Origin of the sequence: Kitasatospora sp. MAA19 (genome assembly GCF_029894125.1) — a bacterium.
Lineage (GTDB): Bacteria > Actinomycetota > Actinomycetes > Streptomycetales > Streptomycetaceae > Kitasatospora.
Genome location: NZ_JARXYZ010000004.1, coordinates 197,055 through 219,544 on the forward strand (window position 1 = coordinate 197,055; position 22,490 = coordinate 219,544).

At 72.1% G+C, this 22,490-nt stretch carries 17 protein-coding genes; 12 read left to right on the forward strand and 5 right to left on the reverse strand.

The genetic code is table 11. The features are described 5' to 3' along the window. Positions 1 to 84: 84 nt before the first annotated feature. Together lon and P3T27_RS08850 are read right to left on the reverse strand one after the other, a co-directional pair. Positions 85 to 2,481, reverse strand: a complete 2,397-nt coding sequence (gene lon / locus P3T27_RS08845) for an endopeptidase La (protein ID WP_280676114.1) — start codon at positions 2,479 to 2,481, stop codon at positions 85 to 87. 146 nt (positions 2,482 to 2,627) lie between these two features. Continuing rightward, positions 2,628 to 3,413: a rhomboid-like protein gene (locus P3T27_RS08850; RefSeq protein WP_280676116.1), complete on the reverse strand. Its 786-nt coding sequence runs from the start codon at positions 3,411 to 3,413 to the stop codon at positions 2,628 to 2,630. 562 nt (positions 3,414 to 3,975) lie between these two features. On the opposite strand from P3T27_RS08850, the gene P3T27_RS08855 reads away from it, so the two are divergent. The 7 genes from P3T27_RS08855 to P3T27_RS08885 all read left to right on the forward strand — a co-directional run bounded on the left by P3T27_RS08855 (position 3,976) and on the right by P3T27_RS08885 (position 14,610). Beyond that, positions 3,976 to 4,713, forward strand: coding sequence for a response regulator transcription factor (locus P3T27_RS08855; RefSeq protein WP_280676118.1), 738 nt, complete (start codon positions 3,976 to 3,978; stop codon positions 4,711 to 4,713). A gap of 93 nt (positions 4,714 to 4,806) precedes the next feature. Further along, positions 4,807 to 5,937, forward strand: a complete 1,131-nt coding sequence (locus P3T27_RS08860; RefSeq protein ID WP_280676120.1) for a HAMP domain-containing sensor histidine kinase — start codon at positions 4,807 to 4,809, stop codon at positions 5,935 to 5,937. A gap of 337 nt (positions 5,938 to 6,274) precedes the next feature. Beyond that, on the forward strand, positions 6,275 to 10,045 hold the full coding sequence (locus P3T27_RS08865) for a multifunctional oxoglutarate decarboxylase/oxoglutarate dehydrogenase thiamine pyrophosphate-binding subunit/dihydrolipoyllysine-residue succinyltransferase subunit (RefSeq protein WP_280676122.1): 3,771 nt from the start codon (positions 6,275 to 6,277) through the stop codon (positions 10,043 to 10,045). 257 nt (positions 10,046 to 10,302) lie between these two features. Next, positions 10,303 to 12,228: a serine/threonine-protein kinase gene (locus P3T27_RS08870; protein ID WP_280676124.1), complete on the forward strand. Its 1,926-nt coding sequence runs from the start codon at positions 10,303 to 10,305 to the stop codon at positions 12,226 to 12,228. A gap of 50 nt (positions 12,229 to 12,278) precedes the next feature. Further along, entirely contained in the window at positions 12,279 to 12,458 is a 180-nt protein-coding gene (locus P3T27_RS08875; RefSeq protein WP_030057990.1) for a DUF6104 family protein, read from the forward strand. A gap of 210 nt (positions 12,459 to 12,668) precedes the next feature. Further along, positions 12,669 to 13,577 (forward strand): DUF4097 family beta strand repeat-containing protein, encoded by a 909-nt coding sequence (locus tag P3T27_RS08880; protein ID WP_280676128.1) that lies wholly within the window; start codon positions 12,669 to 12,671, stop codon positions 13,575 to 13,577. 1 nt (position 13,578) lies between these two features. Continuing rightward, the gene (locus tag P3T27_RS08885) at positions 13,579 to 14,610 is read left to right on the forward strand and encodes a PadR family transcriptional regulator (protein WP_280676130.1); all 1,032 of its coding nucleotides are present in this window, start codon (positions 13,579 to 13,581) and stop codon (positions 14,608 to 14,610) included. Positions 14,611 to 14,724: 114 nt separating this feature from the next. Here the strand turns inward: P3T27_RS08885 and P3T27_RS08890 are convergent, their stop codons facing one another. Both P3T27_RS08890 and P3T27_RS08895 read right to left on the reverse strand, forming a co-directional pair. Continuing rightward, positions 14,725 to 15,687, reverse strand: a complete 963-nt coding sequence (locus P3T27_RS08890; protein ID WP_280676132.1) for a zinc-binding dehydrogenase — start codon at positions 15,685 to 15,687, stop codon at positions 14,725 to 14,727. 91 nt (positions 15,688 to 15,778) lie between these two features. Beyond that, complete coding sequence (locus P3T27_RS08895; protein ID WP_280676134.1) at positions 15,779 to 16,975, reverse strand: NADP-dependent malic enzyme; 1,197 nt, start codon at positions 16,973 to 16,975, stop codon at positions 15,779 to 15,781. A 953-nt stretch (positions 16,976 to 17,928) separates the two neighbouring features. On the opposite strand from P3T27_RS08895, the gene P3T27_RS08900 reads away from it, so the two are divergent. From P3T27_RS08900 to P3T27_RS08915, 4 genes are all read left to right on the forward strand, one after another. Continuing rightward, positions 17,929 to 18,858: an ABC transporter substrate-binding protein gene (locus P3T27_RS08900; RefSeq protein ID WP_280676136.1), complete on the forward strand. Its 930-nt coding sequence runs from the start codon at positions 17,929 to 17,931 to the stop codon at positions 18,856 to 18,858. Between the two features lie 37 nt (positions 18,859 to 18,895). Further along, positions 18,896 to 19,870, forward strand: coding sequence for an amino acid ABC transporter permease (locus P3T27_RS08905; RefSeq protein ID WP_280676138.1), 975 nt, complete (start codon positions 18,896 to 18,898; stop codon positions 19,868 to 19,870). Then, the gene (locus tag P3T27_RS08910; protein ID WP_280676140.1) at positions 19,867 to 20,670 is read left to right on the forward strand and encodes an amino acid ABC transporter ATP-binding protein; all 804 of its coding nucleotides are present in this window, start codon (positions 19,867 to 19,869) and stop codon (positions 20,668 to 20,670) included. The genes P3T27_RS08905 and P3T27_RS08910 overlap by 4 nt, the downstream gene beginning before the upstream one ends. Before the next feature lie 114 nt (positions 20,671 to 20,784). After that, entirely contained in the window at positions 20,785 to 21,375 is a 591-nt protein-coding gene (locus tag P3T27_RS08915) for a CGNR zinc finger domain-containing protein (RefSeq protein WP_280676142.1), read from the forward strand. A 9-nt stretch (positions 21,376 to 21,384) separates the two neighbouring features. On the opposite strand, the gene sodX is transcribed toward P3T27_RS08915, so the two are convergent. Next, positions 21,385 to 21,783, reverse strand: a complete 399-nt coding sequence (gene sodX, locus P3T27_RS08920; RefSeq protein WP_280676609.1) for a nickel-type superoxide dismutase maturation protease — start codon at positions 21,781 to 21,783, stop codon at positions 21,385 to 21,387. A gap of 241 nt (positions 21,784 to 22,024) precedes the next feature. On the opposite strand from sodX, the gene sodN reads away from it, so the two are divergent. Continuing rightward, positions 22,025 to 22,420 (forward strand): superoxide dismutase, Ni, encoded by a 396-nt coding sequence (gene sodN / locus P3T27_RS08925; RefSeq protein ID WP_280676144.1) that lies wholly within the window; start codon positions 22,025 to 22,027, stop codon positions 22,418 to 22,420. The last annotated feature ends 70 nt before the right edge of the window (positions 22,421 to 22,490 follow it).

Genomic DNA, 22,490 nt, shown 5'->3' on the forward strand with positions numbered 1-22,490 from the left:
CGCCCGTTCGCGGAGGGGCCGTGGAGCGCACGGGCAGGGGCCCGCCCGGCGGTCGATCCGCCAGGAGGGCCCCTTGCGCGCCCGTCAGGCCGCCGCGACCAGGACCTCGGCCGGCTCCAGGGCCAGCGTCAGCACCTCGCGCACGTCCGCCACCGGGTGGACGGTGAGCCGCTCCAGCACCTCGGCCGGGACGTCGTCCAGGTCGGCCTCGTTGCGCTTGGGGATGATCACCGTGGTGACGCCGGCCCGGTCGGCGGCGAGCAGCTTCTGCTTCACCCCGCCGATCGGCAGTACCCGCCCGGTCAGCGACACCTCGCCCGTCATCGCCACGTCGGTGCGCACCCGGCGGCCGGACAGCAGCGAGGCCAGCGCCGTGGTCATGGTGATGCCGGCGCTCGGCCCGTCCTTGGGGACGGCCCCGGCCGGGACGTGCAGGTGCACGCCGCGGTCGCGCAGCGAGGTGACCGGCAGCTCCAGTTCGGCGCCGCGCGAACGCAGGTAGGAGAGCGCGATGTGCGCGGACTCCTTCATCACGTCGCCCAACTGCCCGGTGAGGGTGAGTCCGGTGCCGCCGGTCTCGGCGTCGGCGAGCGAGGCCTCGATGTAGAGGACGTCGCCGCCGGCGCCGGTGACCGCGAGGCCGGTGGCCACGCCGGGGACGGCGGTGCGCCGCTCGGCCGGCTCCTGGGCGGCCTCCGGCGCGTGGTGGGGCCGCCCGATCAGGGCGCGCAGGTCGTCCGGGCCGATCGCGACGGGCAGTTCGCGCTCGCCGAGCTCGGCCTGGGCGGCGATCCTGCGCAGCACCCGGGCGATCGAGCGCTCCAGGTTCCGCACTCCGGCCTCCCGGGTGTACTCCCCGGCCAGCCGGCGCAGCGCCGCCTCGTCGACGCTGACCTGCTCGCCGCCCAGCCCGGCCTTCTCCCGCTGGCGCGGGAGGAGGTGGTCGCGGGCGATGACGACCTTCTCGTCCTCGGTGTAGCCGTCGAGGCGGACCAGCTCCATCCGGTCGAGCAGCGGCTCGGGGATGGCCTCCAGCACGTTGGCGGTGGCGAGGAAGACGACGTCGGAGAGGTCGAGCTCGACCTCCAGGTAGTGGTCCCGGAAGGTGTGGTTCTGCGCCGGATCCAGCACCTCCAGCAGTGCGGCGGCCGGGTCTCCCCGGTAGTCCGAGCCGACCTTGTCGATCTCGTCGAGCAGGACGACCGGGTTCATCGAGCCGGCCTCCTTGATCGCCCGCACCAGCCGGCCGGGCTGCGCGCCGACGTAGGTGCGCCGGTGGCCGCGGATCTCGGCCTCGTCCCGCACGCCGCCGAGCGCGACCCGGACGAAGCCGCGGCCCATGGCGCGGGCCACCGACTCGCCGAGCGAGGTCTTGCCGACGCCGGGCGGGCCGACCAGCGCCAGCACCGCTCCCCCGCGGCGGCCGCCGACCAGCCCGAGCCCCTGGTCGGCCCGGCGCTTGCGCACCGCGAGGTACTCGACGATGCGGTCCTTCACGTCCGCCAGGCCCGCGTGGTCGGCGTCCAGCACCGCGCGGGCGCCGGCGATGTCGTACGCGTCCTCGGTGCGCTCGTTCCAGGGCAGCTCCAGGACGGTGTCCAGCCAGGTGCGGATCCAGGAGCCCTCGGGCGACTGGTCGGAGGACCGCTCCAGCTTGTCGACCTCCTTGAGCGCCGCCTCCCGGACCTTCTCGGGCAGCTCCGCGGCCTCGACCCGGGCGCGGTAGTCGCCCTCCTCGTCGGCCGGGTCGCCGTTCAGCTCGGCCAGCTCCTTGCGGACGGCCTCCAGCTGGCGGCGGAGCAGGAACTCCTTCTGCTGCTTGGCCACACCCTCCTCGACGTCCTTGCGGATGGTGTCGTTGACCTCCTCCTCGGCGAGGTGGTCGCGCAGCAGGGTCAGCGCGTACTCCAGGCGGGCGACCTGGTCGGCCTCCAGCAGCACCTTGAGCTTCTGCTCGGCGGTGACGAAGGCCGCGTAGCCGATGTTGTCGGCGAGCTCGCCGACGCCCTCGATCTGGGCCACCCGGTCGACGATCTGCCAGGCGCCGCGCCGGCGCAGCCACTGGGTGGACAGCGCCTTGTACTCCTTGACCAGCTCGGCGGCCCGGCCGGCCACCGGGGTGTCCACCGAGGACTCCCGGAACGGCGTGGTCTCCACCCACAGGGCGGCGCCGGGGCCGGTGGTGCCGACCCCGATCCGGACCCGGCGCACGGCGCGCACCAGCGCCGCCGGCTCCCCATCGGCCAGTCGGCCGACCTGCTCGACGGTGGCCAGGGTGCCGACCGCCGCGTACGAGCCGTCCACCCGCGGGACCAGCAGGACCTGCGGCTTGCCGGCGCCGGTGGCCGCCGCGCGGGCGGCCTCGACCGCGGCCCGCACCTCGGTGTCCTTCAGGTCCAGCGGAACGACCATGCCCGGCAGGACGACCTCGTCGTCGAGCGGCAGCACGGGCAGGGTGAGCGGTGTGGACGTCGATGCCATGATCTCTCCCCAGTCAGTGAAGTTGAGTCGACCTGACTAAGGCCTGGCGCCCGCCGGATGTTCCCGCGGGCTTGTTCGCCGTGAGCGAACGGGAGGGAGCGGCAGGCGGCGCCGTCAAAAGCGTCCGGGGAAAGCACCCGAAGGGGTCAGCGCGCGTCCAGGACCGGGGCGCCACCCGGTGCGGGCGCGGAGCCCGCGGCCTCCACCCCGGTACGACGCGGCCGCGGCCGACGCGCCTGGGTCCGGCGCAGCCAGCGCCACAGCGCCACCCCGGTGAGCACCGCGGCCGGGTGCCCGACGGCGGTGACCACGTCCCGATCGGTGAGGATCTGCTCGGCGATCAGCAGCCCGGCGCCGCCGAGCGCCACCAGCCGGCCGCGCCGGGGGAGCAGTCCGGCCACCGCGCCCAGGCAGGCGAGCACGCCGTAGCTGACGCCGATGTCCAGGTAGTCCAGCGCCCGGGTCTCCAGCCGTCCGGTCTCCACCGCGACGATCACCACGCCCTGGGACAGCAGGGTGGCCGTGACGTGTCCGATCGCGAAGACCGCCGCCGCCCGGGCCGAGCCGATCCGGCGCTCCAGCGGCGCGAGGGTGACGGCGAATCCCCACAGGTACGGCATCCACACCTCGCCGGCCACCCAGAAACCGCTGAGCAGCAGCGCGCGCAGCGGATGCTGCAGGAGGTTGTGACCGTCGGAACTGGAGGCCTCCTGCAGCCGCTGCACGAGTTCCGGATCGGCGAGTTTGGCAAAAGTCGTGGTGGCACCCACCACCGCGAGATAGCCGAGGGTGAAGGGGTTGCGCCGGGGGGTCGGCACCCGCGCCAGCAGCCATTCGACGACGCCGGTGCGCAGGCCGTGGCGCAGCATCCCGTACGGCGGGCCCGCCGACGGCGCCCCGACGTGTCCGGCGCCTCGCCGCACCCCAGCCATGCCGCCTCCGCTCCACGCCCGCAGCCACCGGCCCCTCACCCAGGTGCCCAACGTACCGGCGCGCGCCGCGGATCCCACCCGGCGGGGCGTTGTCGTGACCACGTTACGTCGAGGTTCTGAGAGGCACCTGAGAAAAGCCGGTGAAGACCATCGGGAAACCGGTCGGCCGGATTCCCGCTATTGGTCCAGACCTTCTTCCGATCAACCCGCCGACAGGGGCTCTGACCGGCGACTTGGCGTCAACTCGACTGCATACGTACCGTTACGCAGGGAAAAATCGCCGGGTAAGGTATCGGCCCGTGCCCACTCGTGCAGTGGGTCCGCGGGCGGCCCGACGGCCAGTCCACGGGCCGGAAATGTCCGGTCCACCTGCCGGGAAGCATCCACTGTCCGTACGCTGCGAAGTGCGCGGGAGAAGTGGGCGGCCGACAATCCGCCCACCGACCCGGGCGCGCGACGGGACGGCGGACCCGGCACAGTCCACGACGGAACAAGACTACGAGCGGAGCCCCGCCATCCCCACAGGTGGCCGGCCCGCAGCCCTGGGGGCGGTGGCGTGACCGTGACAGAACTTCAGCAGGACAACAACAACAGCGGCGGCACGGTGAGCAGCCAACGCAGAGTGCTGGTGGTGGAGGACGAGCCGACGATCGCGGAGTCGATCGCGGCCCGGTTGGGCGCGGAGGGCTTCAAGGTCGCCGTGGCCCACGACGGGCCGGGCGCGGTCGACGGCTTCCACACCTGGCAGCCGGACCTGGTGGTCCTCGACATCATGCTGCCCGGCTTCGACGGCCTTGAGGTGTGCCGCCGGATCCAGGCCCAGCGCCCGGTGCCGGTGCTGATGCTGACCGCGCGCGACGACGAGACGGACCTGTTGGTCGGCCTCGGCGTGGGCGCGGACGACTACATGACCAAACCGTTCTCGATGCGCGAACTGGCCGCCCGGGTCAACGTGCTGCTGCGCCGCGTCGAGCGCGCCCAGCAGGCGGCCCGTACGCCCGCGCTCGGCTCGCTGCGCTTCGGCGAGCTGGAGATCGACCACGTGCAGCGCCGGGTCCGGCTCGCCTCGGGCGACGTCCACCTGACGCCCACCGAGTTCGACCTGCTCGCCTGCCTGGCCGCCCAACCGCGCGCCGTGCTGACCCGCGAGCAGCTGCTGGCCGAGGTCTGGGACTGGACGGACGCGTCCGGCACCCGCACCGTGGACAGCCACGTCAAGGCGCTGCGCCGCAAGATCGGGGCGAGCTGGATCCGTACCGTCCACGGTGTCGGGTACGCGCTGGAGGCTCCGCTCTCGTAGCGCGCGCCTCGGGCGACGGGCCTCCGGGGGGCCCGTGTCCCGAACCGCCGCGCACACCACGCGAGGGACGTACGCGGGGATCACAGGGGACCGATGACCTTTCCACAGCAACGCAACGGGGACACCGGCGGCACGCGGTCGCAGACGCTGGCCGCCCGCGCCGCCCGCCGGGTCTGGGCCGACATCCGGCCGCTCGACCCGGTCCGCTCGATCAAGGGCAAACTCGCCCTGCTGGTGATCGTCTCCGTCTTCCTGGCCACCGGCATGGTGGTCGTGGCGATCCGGTCCGAGACCCAGATCCGGATCATCATGGTCTTCTCCATGATCGCCTCGCTGCTCTTCATGCAGTTCCTCGCACACGGGCTGACCGCCCCGCTGCGCGAGATGACGGCCGCCGCCCGCGCGATGGCCTCCGGCGACTACAGCCGCCGGGTCGAGGTGAACTCGCGCGACGAGATCGGCGAGCTGGCGGCCGCCTTCAACCAGATGGCCGCCGACCTGGGGGCCGCCGACCGGCACCGCCGCGAGCTGGTCGCCAACGTCTCGCACGAGCTGCGCACACCCATCGCCGCACTGCGCGCCGTCCTGGAGAACGTGGTGGACGGCGTCGTCCAGCCCAACCCGGCGACCCTGGGGGCCGCGCTGGAGCAGACCGAGCGGCTCGGCCGCCTGGTCACCCACCTGTTGGACCTCTCCAAGATCGACGACGGCGTGGTCGACCTGGACGCCCGCCCCTTCGAGGTGCGCGAGTTCCTGGACGGCGTGCTGCGCGGGGTCACCGTGGACGGCGCGACGGCCGGCGGGGCGTTCTCCCGGCGCGGCGACGTCCGGCTGGCCCTGGAGGTCAGCCCGACCGGCCTGACCGGGGTGGCGGACCCGGAACGGCTCCACCAGGTGGTCGCCAACCTGGTCGACAACGCCTGCAAGCACTCCCCGCCCGACGGCACCGTGACGGTCCGCGCGCGGCCCGACGGCGGGCCCGGCGGCCTGCTGCTGGAGGTCGAGGACGAGGGCCCGGGCATCCCGCCGGCGGACCGCGGCCGGGTGTTCGAGCGGTTCAGCCGCAGCGGCACCGCGACCGCCCAGGGGCCCGGCTCGGACGGCGGCACCGGCCTCGGCCTGGCCATCGCCCGCTGGGCGGTGGACCTGCACGGCGGCCGGATCGCGGTCGCCGAGTCGCCCCGCGGCTGCCGGATCGAGGTCCGGCTGCCGGGGCAGCGCTGAGCCGTGGACGGCCGGGCCGGACCCTCCCCCTGGTCGGATCGTCCAACCGCATGCGGGGAGGGCTGTGTCACAGAACCGACACAGACGTATACGAAGATCATTCGACGATCCGGCCGGGTCTTTGTCCGTTTTCATCCCGGTTTGTCACGCGATCGGGCGCGATCAGTTCCCCTCAGATACGGCTTTCTAACGTACGTTTCCAGCCAATCTGCAGGTCAGGACTGTGATCTGGGCGACGCCGGACCCCCGGGGACTGCGCGATCACTGGTCAGGGGCGTAGCCTTAATCCCCGCTGTCCAAACATCCCAAAAGGAAGCGGAAGAGGGCGGTTGCCGCCGTGTCGCCACAGTCCCCTGAAACCCCCAATAGCTCGGCAAGCTCCACTGGCTTCGGCCCCAATGAGTGGCTCGTCGATGAGATCTACCAGCAGTACCTCCAGGACCCGAACTCGGTCGACCGAGCCTGGTGGGACTTTTTCGCCGACTACAAGCCCGGTACCGAGGTGACTCCAGTGACCCAGGCCGCGACCCAGGCCGGCCCCACGCCGACCCCTGCCGCTGCCCCCGCGCCCGCCGCTGCTGCTCCGGCCGCGCCCGCGCCCGCCGCTGCTGCTCCGGCCGCGCCCGCGCCCGCCGCACCGGCCGCTCCGGCGCCGGCCCCCGCGCCGCTCGCCGCAGCTCCCGCCGCGCCCCCGGCCCCCAAGGCCGCCGCCCCGGCCGCCGCTGCCGCTCCGGCCGCGACCGCCGGCCCCGAGCTGGTCCAGCTGCGCGGCCCGGCGAAGGCCGTCGCCACCAACATGGACGCCTCGCTGGAGGTGCCGACCGCGACCTCGGTCCGCGCGGTGCCCGCGAAGCTGTTGATCGACAACCGCATCGTCATCAACAACCACCTGCAGCGCGCCCGCGGCGGCAAGGTCTCCTTCACCCACCTGATCGGCTACGCCCTGGTCCAGGCCATCAAGGCCTCCCCGGGGATGAACTACAGCTACAAGGTGGAGGACGGCAAGGCCTTCCTGGTCAAGCCCGAGCACGTCAACCTCGGCCTGGCCATCGACCTGGTCAAGCCGAACGGCGACCGCCAGCTCGTCGTCGCGGCCATCAAGAAGGCCGAGACGCTCGACTTCTTCGGCTTCTGGCAGGCCTACGAGGACATCGTCCGCCGGGCCCGCGCCAACAAGCTGACCATGGACGACTTCACCGGCGTCACGGTCTCGCTGACCAACCCCGGCGGCATCGGCACCGTGCACTCCGTGCCGCGCCTGATGCAGAACCAGGGCACCATCGTCGGCGTCGGCGCCATGGAGTACCCGGCCGAGTTCCAGGGCTCCGCCCCGGAGACCCTGTCCCGCCTGGGCGTCTCCAAGATCATGACGCTGACCTCGACCTACGACCACCGCGTCATCCAGGGCGCGGCGTCCGGCGAGTTCCTGCGCGAGATCCACCGCCTGCTGCTCGGCGAGAGCGGTTTCTACGACGAGATCTTCGAGTCGCTGCGGATCCCGTACGAGCCGGTCCGCTGGGCCACCGACGTCGCCACCACCCACGACGACGAGGTCAACAAGACCGCCCGCGTCATGGAGCTCATCCACGCGTACCGCGTGCGCGGCCACCTGATGGCCGACACCGACCCGCTGGAGTACAAGCAGCGCAAGCACCCCGACCTGGACGTCACCACCCACGGCCTCACCCTGTGGGACCTGGAGCGCGAGTTCGCGGTCGGCGGCTTCGGCGGCCAGAAGATGATGAAGCTCCGCGACATCCTCGGCCTGCTGCGCAACACCTACTGCCGCACCGTCGGCGTCGAGTACATGCACATCCAGGACCCGAAGCAGCGCAGGTGGCTGCAGGAGCGCCTGGAGAAGCCGTACTCCAAGCCGGAGCGCGAGGAGCAGCTGCGCATCCTGCGCCGGCTGAACTCGGCCGAGGCCTTCGAGACCTTCCTGCAGACCAAGTACGTCGGGCAGAAGCGCTTCTCGCTGGAGGGCGGCGAGTCGCTCATCCCGCTGCTGGACGCCACCATCGACGCCGCCGCCGAGCACCGCCTCGACGAGGCCGTGATCGGCATGGCCCACCGCGGCCGCCTCAACGTGCTGGCCAACATCGTCGGCAAGCCGTACGGCAAGATCTTCGGCGAGTTCGAGGGCAACCTCGACCCGAAGTCGATGCACGGCTCCGGCGACGTGAAGTACCACCTCGGCTCCGAGGGCACCTTCACCGGCCTGGACGGCGAGACCATCAAGGTCTCGCTCGCCGCGAACCCCTCCCACCTGGAGACGGTCGACCCGGTCGTCGAGGGCATCGCCCGCGCCAAGCAGGACATCCTGGACCAGGGCGGCACCACCTTCCCGGTGCTGCCGATCCAGATCCACGGCGACGCGGCCTTCGCCGGCCAGGGCGTCGTCGCGGAGACCCTGAACATGTCGCAGCTGCGCGGCTACCGCACCGGCGGCACGATCCACCTGGTGGTCAACAACCAGGTCGGCTTCACCGCGGCCCCGGCGTCCTCGCGCTCCTCGATGTACTGCACCGACGTGGCCCGCATGATCGAGGCCCCGATCTTCCACGTGAACGGCGACGACCCGGAGGCCGTGGTCCGCGTCGCGCGGCTCGCCTTCGAGTTCCGTCAGACGTTCCACAAGGACGTCGTGATCGACCTCATCTGCTACCGCCGCCGCGGTCACAACGAGGCCGACAACCCGTCGTTCACCCAGCCGCTGATGTACGACCTGATCGACAAGAAGCGCTCGGTGCGCAAGCTGTACACCGAGGGCCTGATCGGTCGCGGCGACATCACCATGGAAGAGGCGGAGCAGGCGCTCCAGGACTTCCAGGGCCAGCTGGAGAAGGTCTTCGCCGAGGTCCGCGACGCCGCCCAGACCCCGGCCGTGGCCCCCGCCGGCAAGCCGGTCGCCGACTTCCCGGTCAACATCCAGACCGGCATCTCCCAGGAGATGGTCAAGCGGATCGCCGCCTCCCAGGTCAACCTGCCGGACTGGCTCACCGTCCACCCGCGCCTGCTGCCGCAGCTGCAGCGCCGCGCCGCCTCGGTCGAGGACAACACCATCGACTGGGCGACGGGCGAGACCCTCGCCATCGGCTCGCTGCTCATGGAGGGCCACCCGGTCCGCCTGGCCGGCCAGGACAGCCGCCGCGGCACCTTCGGCCAGCGGCACGCCGTCCTGATCGACCGCAACACCGGCGAGGACTACACCCCGCTGCAGTACCTCACCGAGGACCAGGCCCGCTACACCGTCTACGACAGCCTGCTGTCGGAGTACGCGGCGATGGGCTTCGAGTACGGCTACTCGCTGACCCGCCCGAACTCGCTGGTCATGTGGGAGGCGCAGTTCGGCGACTTCGTCAACGGCGCGCAGACCGTGGTGGACGAGTACATCGCCTCCGCCGAGCAGAAGTGGGGCCAGCACTCGGGCGTCACCCTGCTGCTGCCGCACGGCTACGAGGGCCAGGGCCCGGACCACTCGTCCGCCCGCCCGGAGCGCTTCCTGCAGCTGTGCGCGCAGAACAACATGACGGTCGCCATGCCGACCCTGCCGTCGAACTACTTCCACCTGCTGCGCTGGCAGGCGCACAACCCGCACCACAAGCCGCTGGTCGTCTTCACCCCGAAGTCGATGCTGCGTCTCAAGGCCGCGGCGAGTGCGACCGAGGAGTTCCTGTCCGGCTCGTTCCGCCCGGTCATCGGCGACAACACCGTCGACCCGGCGCAGGTGCGCAAGGTCGTCATCACCGCCGGCAAGTTCTACTACGACCTGGCGGCGGCCCGCACCGAGCGCGGCGTCACCGACACCGCGATCGTCCGGGTCGAGCGGCTCTACCCGCTGCCGGTGGCAGAGCTCCAGGAGGAGCTGGCCCGCTACGGCGAGAACGTCCAGTTCGTCTGGGCGCAGGAGGAGCCGGCCAACCAGGGCGCCTGGCCGTTCATCGCGATGAACCTGGTCGACCACCTGCAGGTCGTCATCGGCCGCAGCGCCAACGGCTCGCGGCTGCGCCGCGTCGCCCGCGGGGCGGCCTCGTCCCCGGCGGTCGGCTCGGCCAAGCGGCACGCCGCCGAGCAGCAGGCGCTGATCGAAGAGGTCTACTCGCTCTGAGGCCGTACGCCCCGAGGCGCTGAAGCACCGACGCCCGCGGCCCCCGCCCCTCCCACCCGGGAGGACGGGGGCCGCGGGCGTTCGCGCTTCGCACTGCCGTCGTGCCGAGGTCGCGGCTCTGCAACCAATCCGACACCGCCCTGCACGGTCACCTGGCGGATCGATAGGTTATGCCTCGCCAGATCGCCGCCCGGCGCCCGTCATCGCGCCCCGGCCCTGGTCGGACGACCGCACCGCTCTCCCAGGGGGAACACCGCATGACCGCCGACACGCCACGGGACGCCAGCCAGCTCCCACCGGTCTTCCAGCCGCTGCACCCGGACGACCCCCGGGAGGTCGGCGGCTACCGGCTGTTCGCCCGGCTCGGCGCCGGCGGCATGGGCCGGGTCTACCTGTCGTACACGCCGGGCGGGCGCCCGGTCGCCCTCAAGGTGGTCCGCCCGGAGTTCGCCGAGGACGGCGAGTTCCGCCGCCGCTTCGCCCAGGAGGTCAGCAACGCCCAGCGGATCCACGGCCTCTACACCGCGCAGGTGATCGACTCCGGTGGTCTGGACTCGGACGCCCCCTGGCTGGTCACCGCGTACGTCCCGGGCCCGTCCCTGCAGCAGGTGGTGCGCGAGCACGGCGCGCTGCCGGTGCGCACCGTGCTGCTGCTGATCGGCGGCATCGCCGAGGCGCTGCAGGCGATCCACAGCGTCGAGGTGGTGCACCGCGACCTCAAGCCCGCCAACGTGCTGGTCGCCGGGGACGGCCCGCGGGTGATCGACTTCGGCATCGCCCGGGCCGCCGACGCCACCGCACTGACCGGCACCGGCTACCGGATCGGCTCCCCCGCCTTCATGTCCCCCGAGCAGGCCCAGGGCCGCCCGGTCACCCCGGCCACCGACGTCTTCGCGCTCGGCGCGCTGGCCGCGTACGTGGCCGGCGGCACCGCGCCGTTCGGCGACGGGCCGGACACCGCGGTGCTCTACCGGGTGGTGCACGAGGAGCCCGACCTGACGGCCGTCCCGGCGGACCTGCGCGAGCTGGTCGAGCGCTGCCTGGCGAAGTCCCCGGAGGACCGGCCCCTGCCCGCCGAGATCATCCGGATCGCCCGCAACCACCCGGAGGTCGGCGGCCAGCTGCGGTTCGGCGACGACTGGCTGCCGCGGCAGGTCAACACCGAGATCACCCGCCGCTCGAACCTCCCGCAGACTCCGCCCACCCCGCTGCCGGCCGCCCCCGCCACTCCCCCGCCGCCGGCCGCCGCGCCGACCCACCCGGCCACCGCGCCCGTCCGGCCGCCGCAGCCGCCCGCCGGGCCGCCGCCGGGCTTCGTACCGCCGCCGCTCGGCGCGTACGGCGCCCCGCAGCCGCCCACCGAGACGCCGACCGCGCCGGTGCTGTCCGCCCCGCCGACCGCGCGGCTCCACCCGGAGCCGCCGTCCTACGACACCCCGCCGCCCGGCCCGGTGGTCACCGGCACCCCGGAGCCCGAGCCGGAGCCCAAGCGCAAGGGCGGGGTCTCCTGGAAGGTGCTACTCACCGTCGCCCTGGTGATGGCGATCGGCGGCACGGCGGGCGGCGTGGTGCTGATGAAGAAGCTGGGCGACGGCAGGAAGAGCGACGCCGCCGCGACGACCTCGCAGCAGCCCACCGGGCAGCCCAAGCCGCCCGCGCCCGCCCAGACCATCCCCAGCCCGAGCGCCACCGCCTCCGACACCCCGGTGACGGCCGCGCCCTCGAAGTCCGCCCAGAGCTCCGTCTCGGCCCCCGCCCGGCCGACCGGCTACACCCCGATGCTGGACAAGAAGTCGCTGGCCATTCCCGGCGCCGACTACTCCTCCGACGCCTACCGGATCGACCTGGACGCAGGCACCGTGGTGCCGCACTCCAACGACCTGAAGTGGGGCCTGGGGGTGACCAACAACGCCAGCGGCAGCAAGGCCAACTCCTTCGCCAGCACCGGGGACGACCGGTCGGACTTCGCGGTGATCACCGAGGCGTCCGTCACCGCCGAGCAGTGCGCCGCCGCGATCGACTCCCGACCGGACACCGACCTCTCGTACAACCGGGTCGCGCCCGGCCGCCTGCTGTGCGTCCGCGACCGGGTCACCCACAACGTCGCCGTCGCGGCGATCGAGGCGGCGGATCCGACCACCGGCGCCGCCAAGGTCACCGTCAGCACCTGGCGGGCCAGCTGACCGCCCCGACTATCCTGACCAGGTCAATCCCCACCGGACCGGAGTGAACCGTGTACTTCACCGACCGCGGCATCGAGGAGCTGGAGAACCGGCGCGGCGACGAGGAGGTCACCTTCGAGTGGCTGGCCGAGCGACTGCGCGAGTTCGTCGACCTCAACCCGGACTTCGAGATCCCGGTCGAGCGGCTGGCCACCTGGCTGGCGCGGCTCGACGACGAGGACGACGAGTGACCTGGTGAACCGCTGGTGAGGGGCCCGGGAGGCGATTGCCTCCCGGGCCCCTCGCATGCCCCGGCCTCCCCGTAGGGGGCGCCTCGGGGACGGTTCAGGGACGACTCGGGGCCGCGATCGGGGCGGGCACGCTTGACTTGCGCGGCACGCGATATATCGTCTTTACCAGAGAACGCGATACATCGCGATCGGCAACGGGAGGCGGCAGAGATGAGCCAGTGGACGGTCGAAGGACCCGACAGGATCACCATCGACGAGGCGGTCCGGGCGCTGCACGTGCGGATCATCGACGGCACGGTGAACGTGGTGGCGGCCGAGGGCCCGGCCCGCCTGGAGGTCACCGAGCTCCAGGGCGAGCCGCTGCACGTGACCCTGGTGGACGGCGTCCTGACGATCACCTACAAGGACATCAACAGCTGGGGCGAGTTCGGCGACCGGCTCAAGTCGGTCGACGCCGTCAAGGGCTTCTTCGGTTCCTTCAAGCGCAAGCGGGTCGCCGGCATCACCCTGACCGTCCCGGCCGACGCCGAGGTCAAGGTCGGCACCGTCTCGGCCGACGCCACCGTCTCCGGCATCACCGGGCACGTCTCGGTGCAGAGCGCCAGCGGTGACGCCACCCTGGTCGGGCTCACCGGCCGCACCGACGCCAACACCGTCACCGGCGACGTGGACGCCCAGTCGGTGGCCGGCCAGCTCAAGGTGAACACCGTCTCCGGGCAGCTCACCGTGGTCGCCGGCACCGCCGACCGGGTCCAGGCCAACGCCGTCACCGGCGCGGTCACCCTGGACCTCGACGTCTCCAGCCCGGCCGACGTCAAGGTCGCCACCGTCAGCGGCCCGGTCGTGATCCGGATCCCCTCGGTCACCGACGCCAAGGTCGAGGCCGGCTCCACCAGCGGCGACATCTCCAGCACCTTCGAGGGGCTCAAGCTGAGCGGCAGCTGGGGCGCCAAGCGCCTGTCCGGCCAGCTCGGCGACGGCCGGGGCAGCCTCTCCGTGACCACCGTCTCCGGCGGCATCACCGTGCTGCGCCGCCCCGACCCCGAGGACGACGCGCCGGTGGTCGTCAAGGAGCTCCCGGCCGGCCTCGGCAAGCCCGACCTCACCAAGGAGGCCTGAGATGACGCCCGTGTTCGGCCACGGCCGGCTCCGGCTCTACCTGCTGAAGCTGCTCGACGAGGCCCCGCGGCACGGCTACGAGGTGATCCGCCTGCTGGAGGAGCGCTTCCAGGGCCTGTACGCGCCCTCCGCCGGGACGGTCTACCCCCGGCTCGCGAAGCTGGAGCAGGAGGGCCTGGTCACCCACAGCACCGAGGGCGGCCGCAAGGTCTACCGGCTGACCGACGCCGGGCGCGCCGAACTGGAAGCCCGCCGGGGCGAGTTGGACGACCTGGAGCTGGAGATCCACGACTCCGTGGCGCAGTTGGCCGGGGCGATCCGCGAGGACGTCCGGGACAGCGCCAAGGATCTGCGCGAGGAGCTGTGGCAGGCCGCCAAGCAGGCCCCCCGGCCCGACCGCGCCGAGGGCGGGGACCCGTGGTCCGGCCCGTGGGGTGACAACGAGTCCTGGCAGCGCGCCAAGGAGGAGTTCGCCCAGTTCAAGCGGCAGGCCAAGGACCAGGCCAAGCGCGCCCGGGAGCAGGAGAAGGCGGCCAAGGCCAAGGCGAAGGCCGCCGAGGAGGAGGCCCGCCGGCTGCGCGAGCAGGCCAAGGCCTCACGGACGGCCGCGCAGCAGGAGGCGCTGCGGATCAAGCGCCGGGTCGAGCAGCAGGTGCGCGAGCACGCCGCGAAGGGCGACTGGCCGACCGGCCTGGCCGAGGGACTGTCGGAGCTGACCAAGGGCCTGTCGGGGCTGGCCGACGCGGCCCGTTGGGGCCAGCCGTCCGACGAGCCGGCCGAGCAGGTCACCGTCACCCGGATCGACCTGGACAAGGACGGGCCGACCACCCCGACCGCCCCGGCCGACCTGCCGCCGTGGGCGCGGACCGACCCGGCCGGCGACCCGGCCCGCGAGCTGGAGCGGCTGCTCGACCGCTTCCGCGACCAGGTCCGCGACGCGGCCCGGGACGGCGTCGTGAGCGCCGACGGGCTGGCCGAGGCCCGCTCGGTGCTGGGCGCGGCCGGCGAGCGGCTGAAGCGCCTGCTCGGCTGAACACCGGACCGCATCACCGGCCCGGCACGCTCCGCGGAGCGTGCCGGGCCGGTCCGCGTCAGGACCGCACGAGGTCAGGACCGTCCGACGCCAGGACCGCACGACGTCAGCGCCTCACGGGGTCAGCACGATCTTGCCGAAGACGTCGCCCTTGGCGAGCCGCGCGAAGCCGTCCCGGGCCTCGGCCAGCGGCAGCACCGAGTCGATCACCGGCCGGACGCCGGTGGTCGCGCAGAGCGAGAGCAGCCCGGCCAGCTCCTCCTTGGTGCCCATGGTCGAGCCGACCACCTTGAGCTCCAGGAAGAAGATCCGGTTCAGCTCGGTGGCACTCGGGTTGGAGCCGGAGGTGGCACCGGAGATGACGATGGTGCCGCCCGGGCGCAGCGCCTTCACCGAGTGCGACCAGGTGGCGGCGCCGACCGTCTCCATCACCGCGTCCACCCGGGCGGGCAGCCGGGCACCGCTCTCGAAGGCGGCGTCGGCGCCGAGTTCGACCGCCCGGTGGCGCTTGGCCTCGTCCCGGCCGGTGACCCAGACCCGCAGCCCGGCGGCCTTGCCGAGGACGATCAGCGCGGTCGCCACGCCGCCTCCCGCCCCCTGCACCAGGACGGTGTCACCGGGCCTGACCCCGGCGTTGGTGAACAGCATCCGGTAGGCCGTCAGCCAGGCCGTGGGCAGGCAGGCGGCCTGTTCGAAACTCAGCTCGGCGGGCTTGGGCAGCAGGTTCCAGGTGGGCACGGCCACCTGCTGGGCGAAGGTGCCCTGGTAGCGCTCGGTCAGGATGGAGCGGGGCTCGTCCGGGCCCACCCCGTGGCCGGTCTGGCCGATCACCGAGTGGACGACCACCTCGTTGCCGTGCTCGTCGACGCCCGCGGCGTCGCAGCCGAGGATCATCGGCAGCTTCCCGGCGGGCAGGCCGACCCCGCGCAGCGACCACAGGTCGTGGTGGTTGAGGCTGGCGGCCCTGACCGTGACCAGGCTCCACCCGGGACGGGCCTGCGGCTCGGGGAGTTCGCCCAACTCCAGCCCGCTGAGCGGGTCGTCGGCGTCGATACGTGCGGCGTAGGCAGCAAACATGCTGCGGACGATAGCCGCGACGGCCGGGGCCGGGAACCACGCGTGGGTGTGACGCGTGTCCCGGCCCCGGCCGTCGGCGGGGTTCGGACCGTCAGATCCGGGCCACGCCCTCGGCCCGGGCCGCCTCGGCGACGGCCTTGGTGACCGCCGGGGCGACCCGCTCGTCGAACGGCGACGGGATCACCTTCTGCGGCGTCAGCTCGTCGGCGACGACGCCGGCCAGCGCCTTGGCGGCGGCCAGCTTCATGCCCTCGGTGATCCGGCTGGCCCGCACCTGCAGGGCGCCGGCGAAGATGCCGGGGAAGGCCAGCACGTTGTTGATCTGGTTCGGGAAGTCGCTGCGCCCGGTGGCGACGACCGCCGCGTACTTGTGCGCGACCTCGGGGTGGATCTCCGGGGTGGGGTTGGCCATCGCGAAGATGAACGCGCCCTCTGCCATGGTCGCGACGACCTCCTCCGGCACGGTGCCGCCGGAGACGCCGATGAACACGTCGGCGCCGGCCAGCGCCTCGGCCAGCGAGCCCTTGAGGCCGGTGCGGTTGGTCAGCTCGGCGATCTCGGCCTTGACGTCGGTGAGGTCGCCGCGGCCGTCGTACACCACGCCCTTGCGGTCGCAGACCGCGACGTCGCCGATGCCCGCCGCCACCAGCATCTTGGCGATGGCGATGCCGGCCGCGCCGGCGCCGGAGATGACGGCCCGCAGCGAGCCGATCTCGCGGCCGGTCACCGCGGCCGCGTTCCACAGGGCGGCGGTGGTGACGATCGCGGTGCCGTGCTGGTCGTCGTGGAAGACCGGGATGTCCACGGCCTCCTGGAGCCGGCGCTCGATCTCGAAGCAGCGGGGGGCGGAGATGTCCTCCAGGTTGACGCCGCCGAAGGAGGGGGCCAGCCGGACCACGGTCTCGACGATCTCGTCGACCTCGGTGCAGGCCAGCGCGATCGGCACCGCGTCCACGCCGCCGAACTGCTTGAACAGGATGGCCTTGCCCTCCATCACGGGCAGGGAGGCCTCCGGGCCGATGTCGCCGAGGCCCAGCACGGCGGTGCCGTCGGTGACCACGGCGACGGTGTTGGACTTCCAGGTGTAGTCGTTGACCAGCTCCGGCTGCTCGGCGATGGCCGTGCAGACGCGGGCGACACCCGGGGTGTAGGCGAGGGACAGGTCGTCCGCGTCGCGCACCGGGACGGTCGCCCGGATCTCCATCTTGCCGCCGCGGTGGAGCGCGAAGACGGCGTCGATCGGATCGTCGGTGTCCTGGGTGCTGCTGTGCATGATCTCCGCTGCCACGATGACCTCTTCGTCATTGATCTGGCGAGGGTGCACGACCGACGGGCAGGACGACCCGTCCGGAAACCGGAAACCGGGTACGCCGAAGCGGACCCGGGGGCTGGGTCGGGGCGCTGCCGTCGGGCGGCGCCCTCGGATGAGGGTTTATGGGTCTTGTTTGTCCGCGTTGTGCTTCCGGGCCGAGCGTAGGACGGACAAAGGCATCGCACCTATGCCTTTTCGTCCTCGTCACGTGCAGTTCATCGCCGAGCTGTCGCGTCACTGGGGCCCGGCGTCGGAAGCGCCGGGCTCCGGCGGCGGCGACGGCGATGGCGCACGCGCACCCGCAGGAGTGAACGCAGACGCGAAGGGGAGTCGGCGCCCCGGATACGGAGCCACGTGATGACTTCCGTTCCCGGACACCCCGAGCCTGTCGGGACTCGTCGGTCTGGTTCGAGCGTTCGGGGGTCACCCGGTACCGAATTCTGACACACCCGCCGCCGGGCCCGGCAGGGCGGGATGGCGGGATCGCCCGTCCGCCATGTCGCGTCCACCCGCGCTCCACTGTCGCGCCGGGCGGCGGGCCTCCGGCCACCTGACAGCGGGATCTGCATACTTATGCACGGAGTGACAGGGACGCTGAATAAGTCCGAATAGCGGACAACCAGAACCCTCGTTATCCGATTTTGACCTGGATGAGGGCCATCTGACCGTCCTCAGATGGCAGGATTCCCCCCATCTCGGATCGAGCCGGCCCCTGGTCGAGGCGGTTCGCTCGACGTCCACCTCGGCGGAGGGTGGCGCACGCAGTACCCCGCACCACCCTGCGCGGTTCGCCCGCACAGGCACCGCACCACCCGGCCCTGCATGTACGACGACGTACAGCGAAATACACCCGTACAGCGCCGTACCCCGGTGTGCCGCCCCCCGCGGCGCGCTCCGCCCGACCTCTCCCTCAGGAGGAGATCCCCCTCATGACCGCCCGTACCCAGCGCACCCGGCTCCTCGCAGCCGGCGCGGTTGCCGCCTCCGTGACCCTTGTCCTGACCGGCTGCAGCAGCAGCAAGAGCGACAACGGCGGCGGCGCGCCCAACGCCTCCGCGACCGTCAACGAGGTGAAGGCCGACGACAAGCTGGCCGCCCTCGTCCCCGCCGACGTCAAGTCCTCCGGCAAGCTCGTGGTCGGCTCGGACGCCTCGTACGCGCCGGACGAGTTCAAGGACGACAGCGGCAAGGTCATCGGCATGGACGTGGACCTGGCCAACGCCATCGCGGCCAAGCTCGGCCTGAAGGCCGACGTCCAGGACTCCGGCTTCACCGCGATCATCCCGGGCATCCAGTCGAACAAGTTCCAGCTCGGCATGTCGTCCTTCACGGACAACAAGGAGCGCGAGCAGATCGTCGACATGGTGACCTACTTCAACTCCGGCAGCGCCGTCGCGGTCAAGAAGGGCAACCCCGACAAGGTCGACCCCAACGACCTCTGCGGCAAGAAGGTCGCCGTCCAGACCGGCACCACCCAGGCCGACGAGATCAAGGACACCCGCAACCCGGACTGCGCCAAGGCCGGGAAGCCGGGCATCCCGAACGACGGCGACAAGTTCGACCTCCAGACGGACGTCACCAACGCCGTCGTCTCCGGCCGCGACCAGGCCTTGATGGCCGACTCCCAGGTCGTCGACTACGCGATCAAGCAGTCCGGCGGCCAGCTGGAGAAGCTCGGCTCCACCTACGGCGTGGCCCCCTACGGCGTCGCCGTCGCCAAGGGCTCCAAGCTCACCCCCGCGATCCAGGGCGCCGTCCAGTCGCTGATCGACGACGGCACCTACAAGCAGATCCTCACCAAGTGGGGTGTCGACGCCGGCGCCCTCGACAAGTCGGTCATCAACGGCGCCGCGAGCTGACCGTCCCCCTGCTCCATCTCTCACCCGAGGCCACACCGTGAACTCTCTGGACAAGGGGCGGGCGGAGGAGGGACGGCCTGAGACCATCAAGGCCATCCCGGTCCGCCACCCCGGACGTTGGGCGGGCGCCGTCGTCATCGCCCTGCTCGCGGCGATGCTGCTGAGCGCCCTCTTCACCAATCCCGCCTTCAAGTGGGACATCGTCGGGCAGTACCTGTTCCACGACAGCATCGTGCACGGCATGGTCGTCACCCTGGAACTGACCGTCCTCGCCATGCTGATGGGCGTGGTCGGCGGCATCGCCCTCGCCGTCATGCGCCTGTCCCCGAACCCGCTGCTCTCCGGCACCGCCTGGCTCTACATCTGGATCTTCCGCGGGACCCCGGTGCTGGTGCAGCTGGTGTTCTGGAACTTCCTCGGCCTGATCTGGGCCAAGCTGTCGATCGGCGTCCCGTGGGGACCGGAGTTCTGGTCCGAGTCCACCAACGTCCTGATCCCGACCTTCGTCGCCGCCCTGCTGGGCCTCGGCCTCAACGAGGCCGCCTACATGGCGGAGATCGTCCGCGGCGGCATCCAGTCGGTGGACGAGGGGCAGACCGAGGCCGCCCACGCGCTGGGCATGAGCCGGTTCCAGACCATGCGGCGGATCGTCCTGCCGCAGGCCATGCGGGTGATCATCCCGCCGACCGGCAACGAGACCATCTCGATGCTCAAGACCACCTCGCTGGTCAGCGTGATCTCCCTGGAGGAGATCTTCCGGGCCGGCCAGGTCATCTACTCTCGGAACTACCAGAACATCCCGCTGCTGATCGTGGTCAGCCTCTGGTACCTGTTCTTCACCTCGGTGCTGACCATCGGCCAGTACTACATCGAGCGCTACTACGCCCGCGGCTCCAACCGGACCCTCCCGCCCACCCCGCTGCAGCGGCTGCGGGGCCTGTTCGCCGGAAGGCCCACCCCGAAGACCGGCGCCGACGTCGTCCCGGGGCTTGAGGGAGGTGGTCACGTATGACCGATCTGAGCAAGACCCCGGCCGACGCCACCGCCACCGGCCACCCGATGGTCCGTGCCGAGAACGTCCACAAGTCCTACGGCGCCGTCCACGTGCTGAAGGGCATCGACCTGGAGGTCCGACAGGGCGAGGTGTTCTGCCTGATCGGCCCGTCCGGCTCCGGCAAGTCGACCTTCCTGCGGTGCATCAACCACCTGGAGAAGGTCAACGCCGGCCGCCTCTGGGTGGACGGCGAACTGGTCGGCTACCAGCAGAAGGGCGACAAGCTCCACGAGCTCAAGGACCGCGAGGTCGCCGTCAAGCGGCGCGACATCGGCATGGTCTTCCAGCGCTTCAACCTGTTCCCGCACATGACGGCCGTCGAGAACGTCATGGAGGCCCCGGTCCAGGTCAAGGGCGAGAGCAAGGCCGTCGCCCGGGAGCGGGCGATGAGCCTGCTGGAGCGGGTCGGCCTCGCCGACAAGGCGAGGAACTACCCCTCCCAGCTCTCCGGCGGCCAGCAGCAGCGCGTCGCGATCGCCCGCGCGCTGGCCATGAAGCCCAAGCTGATGCTCTTCGACGAGCCCACCTCGGCGCTCGACCCCGAGCTGGTCGGCGACGTCCTGGACGTCATGCGCGGCCTCGCCGAGGAGGGCATGACCATGGTGGTCGTCACCCACGAGATGGGCTTCGCCCGCGAGGTCGGCGACGCGCTGGTGTTCATGGACGGTGGCGTGGTGGTCGAGTCCGGCAACCCCCGCGAGGTGCTCACCGACCCCCAGCACGAGCGCACCCGGGCGTTCCTCTCCAAGGTGCTGTAGAGCCCGTACCGTCGGCGCCCGGCAGGCTGCTCCTGCCGGGCGCCGACGTTTTCCCCACCCAGGTAATAGGCTGGACGCAGTCAGCCCGTTACCGACCCTTCTGGAAGGACCTCCGTGGAGCTCGCCTCGTACGCCGATCTCGCCGTTCGGCTGGTGAACACCGAGGAGCCCGAGCGCGGCACCGACGCGCTGACGTCCGTGGACGCGGTGCGCGCCCTGTTCTCCGACTCCTCACGGGCCGCCGCACAGGCCGACGAATCCGACCTGCCCCGGCTGCGGGCGGTGCGCACCAGGCTGCGCGGGGTCTTCGAGGCCGCCGCCGAGGGCGACGAGATCCGGGGCGTCGACCTGCTGAACAGCCTGCTGATGGAGTACCCGGTCAGCCCGCTGGTCTCCGGGCACGACTTCCTGGACGACGCCGGCCGGCCGCGCTGGCACCTGCACCTGGCCGACAACTCCCCGACCGCCACCGCGCACTTCAGCGCGGTCGCCTGCATGGGCCTGGCCGTCCACCTGACCGAGCTGGGCGCCGACCGGCTCGGCATCTGCCAGGCCGCGCCCTGCCGCAACGCCTACCTGGACACCTCGACCAACCGCTCCCGCCGGTACTGCTCGGACCGCTGCGCGACCCGCGCCAACGTCGCCGCGTACCGGGCCCGCAAGCGCCAGGAGGCGGAGGCCGCGGCCCTCGGCGCCGCAGGGTAAGCGGCGCCTTTAGAGCTCCTCCGCCCAGACGCCCAGGCGGCGGGCCAGGCCCGGCACCCGGGCCAGCCGGGTGGTCAGCAGCAGCCGCTCCAGCCGGCGTCCCGGCGCCAGCCAGGCCGGGCGCGGGCGCAGCCGCAGCAGCACCCGGCCGAGCACCAGTTCGTCCGGCACCGGGCCGTAGCTGCGGCTGTCGCTGTCCACCGGCCGGTTGTCGGACAGCAGCCACCAGCCCCGGGGGCGCCGTTCGGCGGCCCGCTTCACCACCAGCAGGTCCTGCTGGAAGGGGTGCCGGAAGAGCACCACCGCGCCGGGCCGGATCGGCGCGCCGTAGCGCACCAGCAGCTGGTCGCCCTCGCGCAGGGTCGGGACCATCGACGGGCCCGCCACGTCGACCAGCCCGAACGGCACCGCGCCGCCGCCCCGGCCCCGCCCCTGGGGTTCCGTGCCCTCCGGTTCCGTGCTCCGCGCCACGACTCCTCCTCCCGGACCACCCGGTCCCAGTCTGCCGTACGGACCGTCACCCTGTTCGATGTCCGGAATACCCCGGTTGCGGGTCCGCCTTTTGCCCTAGGCCCACCGCCCGATCGCGAAACGGCGGGGGCGGAAGGGTAATCTCGGGCGCGGGAAGACGATCTAAGGAAGGACTCCCATGTTCTCTCGTCTGTTTGCACCGCGCGCCACCGCCCACGCCCACTGCGACCTGCCCTGCGGCGTGTACGACCCGGCGCAGGCGCGGCTCGAGGCCGAGTCGGTCAAGGCCACCCAGGAGAAGTACCAGGCCAACGAGGACCCGCACTTCCGCGCCCGCGCCATCATCATCAAGGAGCAGCGCGCCGAGGCCGTCAAGCACCACATCTCGGTGCTGTGGAGCGACTACTTCAAGGCCCCGCACTTCGAGAAGTACCCGCAGCTGCACCAGCTGGTCAACGACACCCTGAAGGCCGCCTCGGCCGCCAAGGCGTCCACCGACCCGGCCACCGGCCAGGCCCTGCTGGACCTGATCGCCGAGGTCGACAAGATCTTCTGGGAGACCAAGCAGGCCTGAGCCTGACGCGTCGCCACCCGACCGCCCCCGTCCGCAGCGCCGGACGGGGGCGGTCGTGCGTCCACGCCCG

Excerpts from the sequence above, each read along its gene's own strand:
- lon (WP_280676114.1), bottom strand. The coding sequence starts at position 2,481 with ATGGCATCGACGTCCACACCGCTCACCCTGCCCGTGCTGCCGCTCGAC.
- P3T27_RS08850 (WP_280676116.1), bottom strand. The coding sequence starts at position 3,413 with ATGGCTGGGGTGCGGCGAGGCGCCGGACACGTCGGGGCGCCGTCGGCG.
- P3T27_RS08860 (WP_280676120.1), top strand. The coding sequence starts at position 4,807 with ATGACCTTTCCACAGCAACGCAACGGGGACACCGGCGGCACGCGGTCG.
- P3T27_RS08870 (WP_280676124.1), top strand. The coding sequence starts at position 10,303 with ATGACCGCCGACACGCCACGGGACGCCAGCCAGCTCCCACCGGTCTTC.
- P3T27_RS08880 (WP_280676128.1), top strand. The coding sequence starts at position 12,669 with ATGAGCCAGTGGACGGTCGAAGGACCCGACAGGATCACCATCGACGAG.
- P3T27_RS08885 (WP_280676130.1), top strand. The coding sequence starts at position 13,579 with ATGACGCCCGTGTTCGGCCACGGCCGGCTCCGGCTCTACCTGCTGAAG.
- P3T27_RS08890 (WP_280676132.1), bottom strand. The coding sequence starts at position 15,687 with ATGTTTGCTGCCTACGCCGCACGTATCGACGCCGACGACCCGCTCAGC.
- P3T27_RS08900 (WP_280676136.1), top strand. The coding sequence starts at position 17,929 with ATGACCGCCCGTACCCAGCGCACCCGGCTCCTCGCAGCCGGCGCGGTT.
- P3T27_RS08910 (WP_280676140.1), top strand. The coding sequence starts at position 19,867 with ATGACCGATCTGAGCAAGACCCCGGCCGACGCCACCGCCACCGGCCAC.
- sodN (WP_280676144.1), top strand. The coding sequence starts at position 22,025 with ATGTTCTCTCGTCTGTTTGCACCGCGCGCCACCGCCCACGCCCACTGC.